Genomic DNA, 5556 nt, shown 5'->3' on the forward strand with positions numbered 1-5556 from the left:
GGTGGGGGGTTTCGGTGGGGTGTTGACGGGGTGGGTGCGCTGGCGGGGGGGATTAACGGCGTTAATGGTTTCCTCCGCGGCCGCCTGCTGGGCCTCCTGGGGGAGGCGGCCGATGCGGCGGGCCGGTTCCACCTTGAGCTCGCCCGATTCCACCTTGTCCTGGAGGGTGGGGGTCAGGTTGAGGAGGGTCAGTCGCTGGGAGACCCAGGCCGGTGTTTTGCCGAGGCGCTTGGCGACCTGGGCCTGGGAGCCGTGGACGTCGACGAGCTCCTGGAGGGCGCGGGCCTGGTCCATGGGGGCCACGTCGACGCGGTGGACGTTGGCGATCAGGGCCGATTCGAGGATGTCCGCGGCGGATGCCGAGAGGGCGTCGTTCACGTGGATCTGGATGGTCTTCAGGCCTGCCAGGTGGGCTGCCGCCAGGCGGCGGTTGCCGTCGATGACCACGTACGGGGCGCGGCCCAGGCCGTCGGTCGCGCCCGGGTGGGCCTCCATGAAGGCCATGCGGGTGGCGACGGCCAGGGGCTGGAGCTGGCCCCGGGCGGTGAGGGAGGCCGCCAGTTCGTCGAGTTCCGTGAGGTCTTCGCGAAGGTTGAAGGGGTTGTGCGCGAGGGCCTCGATGGGGACCTCGGACGGCGGGATCACTCCGGAGGTGGGGGCGCCCGTGGCTTCGGCGATGGCCGCGCGGCGGGGGCTGACTCCGACCGGTTGGGCTCGGGCGAAGGAGGCCGAGACGCCGAGCTTGTCGGCCTTGCTGCTCATGAGATCTCCCGGGCGAGGGCGCGCAGGGCGACCGCTTGGCCGCCCTTGGGGGCGTAGACGAAGAGAGGCTGCTTCACGCGGACCGCTTCGCGCTGTTCCTTCAGGTCGGGGACGACGGCGACGACGCGGGGGTCTTTTATGTCCAGCCAGGCCTGGAGGGAGGAGGTCGCGATGTAGCCGCGGCGGCCGTCGTAGAGGTTCACGACCAGGCCGAGGTAGTCGATGTCGAGGCTGAGGTCGTCGCGCAGGTCGTTGATCTGGGAGGTGAGGAGGTCGTATGCGTCCGCTGAGGAGTCCTCTGCCTGTACGACGATCAGCGCGCCGGAGGCGCCGGGCTGTTCGGTGTCGCGGCGGCGGCCGTAGTAGATGGCCGCGTCCATGCTCAGGCCGAGGCTCGGGGGACAGTCGACGAGGATGACGTCGTAGTCGGACTCGACGGGGGAGAGGGCGCGTTCGAGGGCGGCCTCGCGGGCGCGGACGGTGGAGAGGCGGACGTCGAGGAGGAACGCGTCCGTGCAGGCCGGGAGGAGGTGGAGGCGGTCTCCGAACCGGTCGTGCTCGATGGGCGCGATCAGATCCTTGAGGGGGCCCTTGGCCTCGCCGGCCATGTGGCAGGTGAGGCTGTCGCCACCGATGGGCAGGGGCTGCTGGCCGAGCTGCTTGGTGAGGTGGCCCTGGGGGTCGAAGTCGATCAGCAGCACGCGCATGCCCAAGCCCGGGAGGTCCTCCAGGTCCAGGGGGGTGGTAGCCGCCGGGTCCGGCTGGTCGTCCTCGGTGAGGCGGGCCAATTGGCGGGAGATGCGGACCGGGTGGAGGGTCGAGGGGTCCTCGGCGAGGGCCTCGGCCGTGCCGGCGGTGATGGCGGTCTTGCCGACGCCGCCCTTCTGGTTGCACACGATGATGCGGCGGACCACGGAGGGGCGTACGACGGAGGGAGCCGGGTTGAGCTCCAGCCAGAGCCGTACGGACTGGGCGAGCCCCTGGATGAGGGAGACGCCGCGGTGCTTGGAGTCGGTGCGGAAGGACTCCCACTGGCCCGCGGGGAGCCAGGTGGAGAACGATTCGGCGCCGGAGGTGTCGACGGGGGAGGGGGCCGAGGCGAGTGCGCTCCACTGGGCGATGCCCTGGTGGACGGCGTCCTGGATGTCCACCCGCAGTTGGGCGGTGCGGATTTTCAACTCCTGGCGCAGCCACGGGGGAAGTTTGGAGACGACCTTCTCTCGGTCGCTCTGAGACGAGGGCGAAGTCATGAGAGGGACTTTACTAACGTTCTTGGGTGTTCGTGGGCGCCACGCTTGAGTTTTGCTAACGATGTGGCCGGGTGCGGTGCGCCGGCGCCGCAGGGAGGCCTCGCACGCGTCGTAGCGAGCACCCCCGTGGTTCGCCACGGCGTGTGTGAGGCCTCCCTGCGGCGACTTCCGCCCTGTGGCGGGGGCGACTTCCGCCCTAGGGTCGCCCTTGGGCGGCTTTGGCCGCCCTGGATACGTGGTCAGCCGGCGGCCGGGACCTGCAGGCCGAGCTCCGCCCGGCACTCGGGGGAGCCCGTCGGGTCGAAGTGGGGGATGCGGGGCGCGGGCACGATCCCGGGGAGGAGGAAGTTCCACAGGTCGGCGACCCGGGTGTGCAGGTCCTCGCGGCCGGTGCGGACGTGGGAGGTGACCTGGATGCCGGTGAAGGAGCCGACGAGGAAGGTCGAGAGGTCGTGGACGTCGAGCGACGGCAGTACGTCGCCGCGTTCCTGGGCCGGAGTCAGGCAGCCGTGGGCGGTGTCGATCCAGGTGTTGTACGGGGTCGGGTCCGGGTTTGTGAAGGATGCGAACTCGATGACCAGGCGGATGCCGGCGCGGACGCGGACGTTGGTGCGCAGCCCGTACGCCATCTGGTGGCTGAGGTCGATGACCGTCTGGAGCCCCGGGTTCTCGATGGCGGGGACGTCCGCGGATATCTGGAACTGCTCGTCCATCAGGGTGCGGGCGAGGGCTTCCTTGGACGGGAAGTGGAAGTACAGGGCGCCCTTGGTGACTCCGGCGTGCTTGACGACGTCGCTGAGGCTGGTGCCGTCGAAGCCGGCGTGGTCGAAGGCGGTGGCCGCCCCGTCCAGGATGGCCTGCCGGGTGATCTCCGCGCGTTCCTGCCTGACCCTCGCCACGTGCGCGTCTCCTGGTGTGCTGGTGCTGGTGCTGGTGCTGGTGTGTGCGCTTCTTGTACGGAGGTCAATCTAGGCAGGTGATCGTGAAGGAAACCAGTCGCCCAGTACTTTTTAGGGGTGCGGGCGGGGCTGTTTGACAGGGTGTGGGGGTTTTGTTGTGTTGCTTTTGGGGGGTTGGGGTGGGGTGGGAGCGGGCGCTGGCGTTAACGGCGTTAACGCCGTTAACGTCTCGGTCCTGATTTCCGGGCTCCCTTAACGCCGTTAACGGTCAGGCCCAGGGGGTGCCCGCTTGCTGGCGGGTCGTGAGGTTGATGCGGTTCCAGACGTTGACCATGGAGATGGAGAGGATGAGCGCGGCCAGCTGCTGGTCGTCGTAGTGCTTAGCCGCCTCCTCGTAGACCTCGTCGGGAACGGCGTTGCTGCGGGAGCGGTCGCGTAGGTGGGGAGGGGGAGCGTGGTGACGTCCTCGCCGGCCTTCAGCGTCCAGTCGAGGATGCGCCGTCGGCTGAGGAGGCCGTTGCGCAGGCGCAGTCCGAGCTTCGTGCCGGGGGCGAGGAAGGGGCCCGTACGGTCGCCGCTCTTCTGGCAGCCCTGGGCGTAGGGGCGGAGGAGGGACTCGTAGCGGGCGAAGGCGGCGCGGTGGTCCTGGGGCGAGCGGGAGAGTTCGCCGGCCAGGACGTACGCCGCCACGATCCCGGTGCCGGTGCCCATGCCGCCGATGGTCGCGCCGCAGGCGGCGTCGCCGACGAGGGCGATCCGGCCGGTGGACCACGTGGGGACGTCGGCGCGGCTGATGGAGTCGAAGTAGAGGTCGTCGGCGTCGGCCAGGGAGTCGAGGAGGTGGCCGACCTTCCAGGGGAGGCCTGCGAAGGCCTGTTTGAGGATCGCCTTGTGGGCCCCGGGGTCGTGGCGGTCGTACGTGAGCTCGGGGGAGGCGAAGACAAGGAAGGCGGCGGCGCGGGTGGGGTCGGTGCGGGAGGCGCTGACGCCGGCCAGGCGGCCGGGGGTGTTGTAGCCGGTCGAGCCGGTGGAGCTGGTGGCGGGGTGGAGGGTGGGGTGGTTGGGGAGGGTCCAGGTGGCGGCGTAGTGGCCTAGGTGGGTGACGTGGTCGGACTCCGGACCGAAGGCGAGGCGGCGGACGTTGGAGTGGAGGCCGTCGGCGCCGATGACGAGGTCGAAGGTGCGGGGCGGGGCGTTGCGGAAGGTGACGTCCACGCCGGTGGGGGTCTCGGTGAGGGAGGTGATCGAGTCCCCGAAGAGGTACTCGGTGGCGGGGAGGGAGGCCTCGTAGAGGACGTGGGAGAGGTCGCCGCGCAGGACTTCGATGTCACCGCCGGCGAACTCGGCGGGGAGGTGGAGCAGCGGGTTGTCTGCGGCGTCGACGAAGGTGATGGGGCTGCCGCCGGTCTGGATGCGGCGGAGGTCGTCGAGGATGCCCATGCGGTCGAGTACGGAGAGGTGGGTCTCGCCGCGGAAGTCGACGGCCTGGCCGCCGGGGCGGAGGGCGGGGGCGAGTTCGACGACGGTGGGGCGGAAGCCGCGGCGGGCCAGCCAGTGGGCGAGGGCCGGGCCGGCGATGCTGGCGCCGGAGATCAGGACGGTGTGGTTCTGGCGCAAGGGTGACCCCTTTGAATAACTGTGTCCGATGGATACTGAACGATACGGTGTACGGTAGACGCAGTTTTGGTGCGACGCAAGGGGATCGAGCCGATGGCGGATGAGCAGCGGGATGCGGGTGCCGATGTGGGCGCGGCCGTGCGGTTGTTGTGGGGGCCGCCGCCGGCCCCGCCGGCCCGGGGGCCGAGGCGGGGGCTGACGCTGGAGGGGATCGCCCTTGCGGGGGTCGGGATCGCCGATGCCGAAGGCTTGGGTGCGGTGTCGATGCAGCGGGTGGCCGGGGAGTTGGCGGTCACGAAGATGGCGCTGTACCGGTATGTGCCGGGGAAGGCGGAGCTGGTGGCGCTGATGGTGGAGGCCGCTATGCCGGAGCCGGAGCCGGAGCCGGGGCCGGGGCCGGGGCAGGGGCCGGGGCCTGTGGCGCTGGGGGCGGAGTCGGCGGCGCCGGCGGGGGTCGGGTGGCGGGAGCGGCTCGAGGTGTGGGCGCGGGAGTTGTACGCGGGCTTCCGGCGGCATCCGTGGCTGCTGGAGGCGACGGTCGGGGTACGGGTGATGGGGCCGCGGGAGCTGGGGTGGATGGAGCGGGCGCTCGCGGCGCTGGAGGGGTGCGGGCTGAGCGGGGCCGAGGCGATGGACGCGGTGGTGCTCGTGTCCGGGCATGTACGGGGGATCGCCGAGCAGGAGCGAGCGGCCGCCGGGTCGGCGGGGGCGGGGCCGGATGCGCAGCTTGCGGCGATGCTGGGTGAGGTGATGCGGGTGCACGGGGAGCGGTTTCCGGCGCTCGGGGCGGCGTTGGCTTCGGTGGCGGAGCACGGGGGACAGGACCAGGCGTTGGAGTTCGGGCTGGAGCGGATCATGGACGGGCTTGGTTTGCTGGTGTCCCGGCGGGCGGGTGCTGAGGCGGGCCGGCGTTAACGGCGTTAACGGTCGGGCGGACTGAGCGGTGGGCGCGGGCGGGCGTTAACGGCGTTAAGTGGTGGGGCCTGCGGCGGTGTGGTGGGTCGGGTTAGGGCCTGTTCTCGGTTGTG

5 protein-coding genes are annotated in these 5556 nt (G+C 70.9%); 1 reads left to right on the forward strand and 4 read right to left on the reverse strand.

The annotated features are described in order from the left end of the window. The 4 genes from J7E94_RS32855 to J7E94_RS32870 form a co-directional block, all read right to left on the reverse strand. The coding region (locus J7E94_RS32855; protein WP_215020488.1) for a ParB/RepB/Spo0J family partition protein at positions 1–762 on the reverse strand (762 nt) is incomplete at its 3' end. Continuing rightward, positions 759–2012: a ParA family protein gene (locus J7E94_RS32860; RefSeq protein ID WP_215020489.1), complete on the reverse strand. Its 1254-nt coding sequence runs from the start codon at positions 2010–2012 to the stop codon at positions 759–761. The genes J7E94_RS32855 and J7E94_RS32860, both read right to left, overlap by 4 nt. A gap of 239 nt (positions 2013–2251) precedes the next feature. Continuing rightward, positions 2252–2911: a ScbR family autoregulator-binding transcription factor gene (locus J7E94_RS32865; RefSeq protein ID WP_308345620.1), complete on the reverse strand. Its 660-nt coding sequence runs from the start codon at positions 2909–2911 to the stop codon at positions 2252–2254. A gap of 261 nt (positions 2912–3172) precedes the next feature. Then, complete coding sequence (locus tag J7E94_RS32870) at positions 3173–4528, reverse strand: FAD-dependent monooxygenase (protein WP_251057589.1); 1356 nt, start codon at positions 4526–4528, stop codon at positions 3173–3175. Positions 4529–4597: 69 nt separating this feature from the next. Between J7E94_RS32870 and J7E94_RS32875 the strand changes: the two genes are divergently transcribed. Further along, positions 4598–5443 (forward strand): TetR/AcrR family transcriptional regulator C-terminal domain-containing protein, encoded by an 846-nt coding sequence (locus J7E94_RS32875; RefSeq protein ID WP_308345621.1) that lies wholly within the window; start codon positions 4598–4600, stop codon positions 5441–5443. Positions 5444–5556: the final 113 nt, after the last annotated feature.

The organism is Streptomyces sp. ISL-94, from assembly GCF_018614075.1.
Lineage (GTDB): Bacteria > Actinomycetota > Actinomycetes > Streptomycetales > Streptomycetaceae > Streptomyces.

Coding starts and splice junctions, on each gene's coding strand:
- J7E94_RS32860 (WP_215020489.1), bottom strand. CDS start 2,012: ATGACTTCGCCCTCGTCTCAGAGCGACCGAGAGAAGGTCGTCTCCAAA.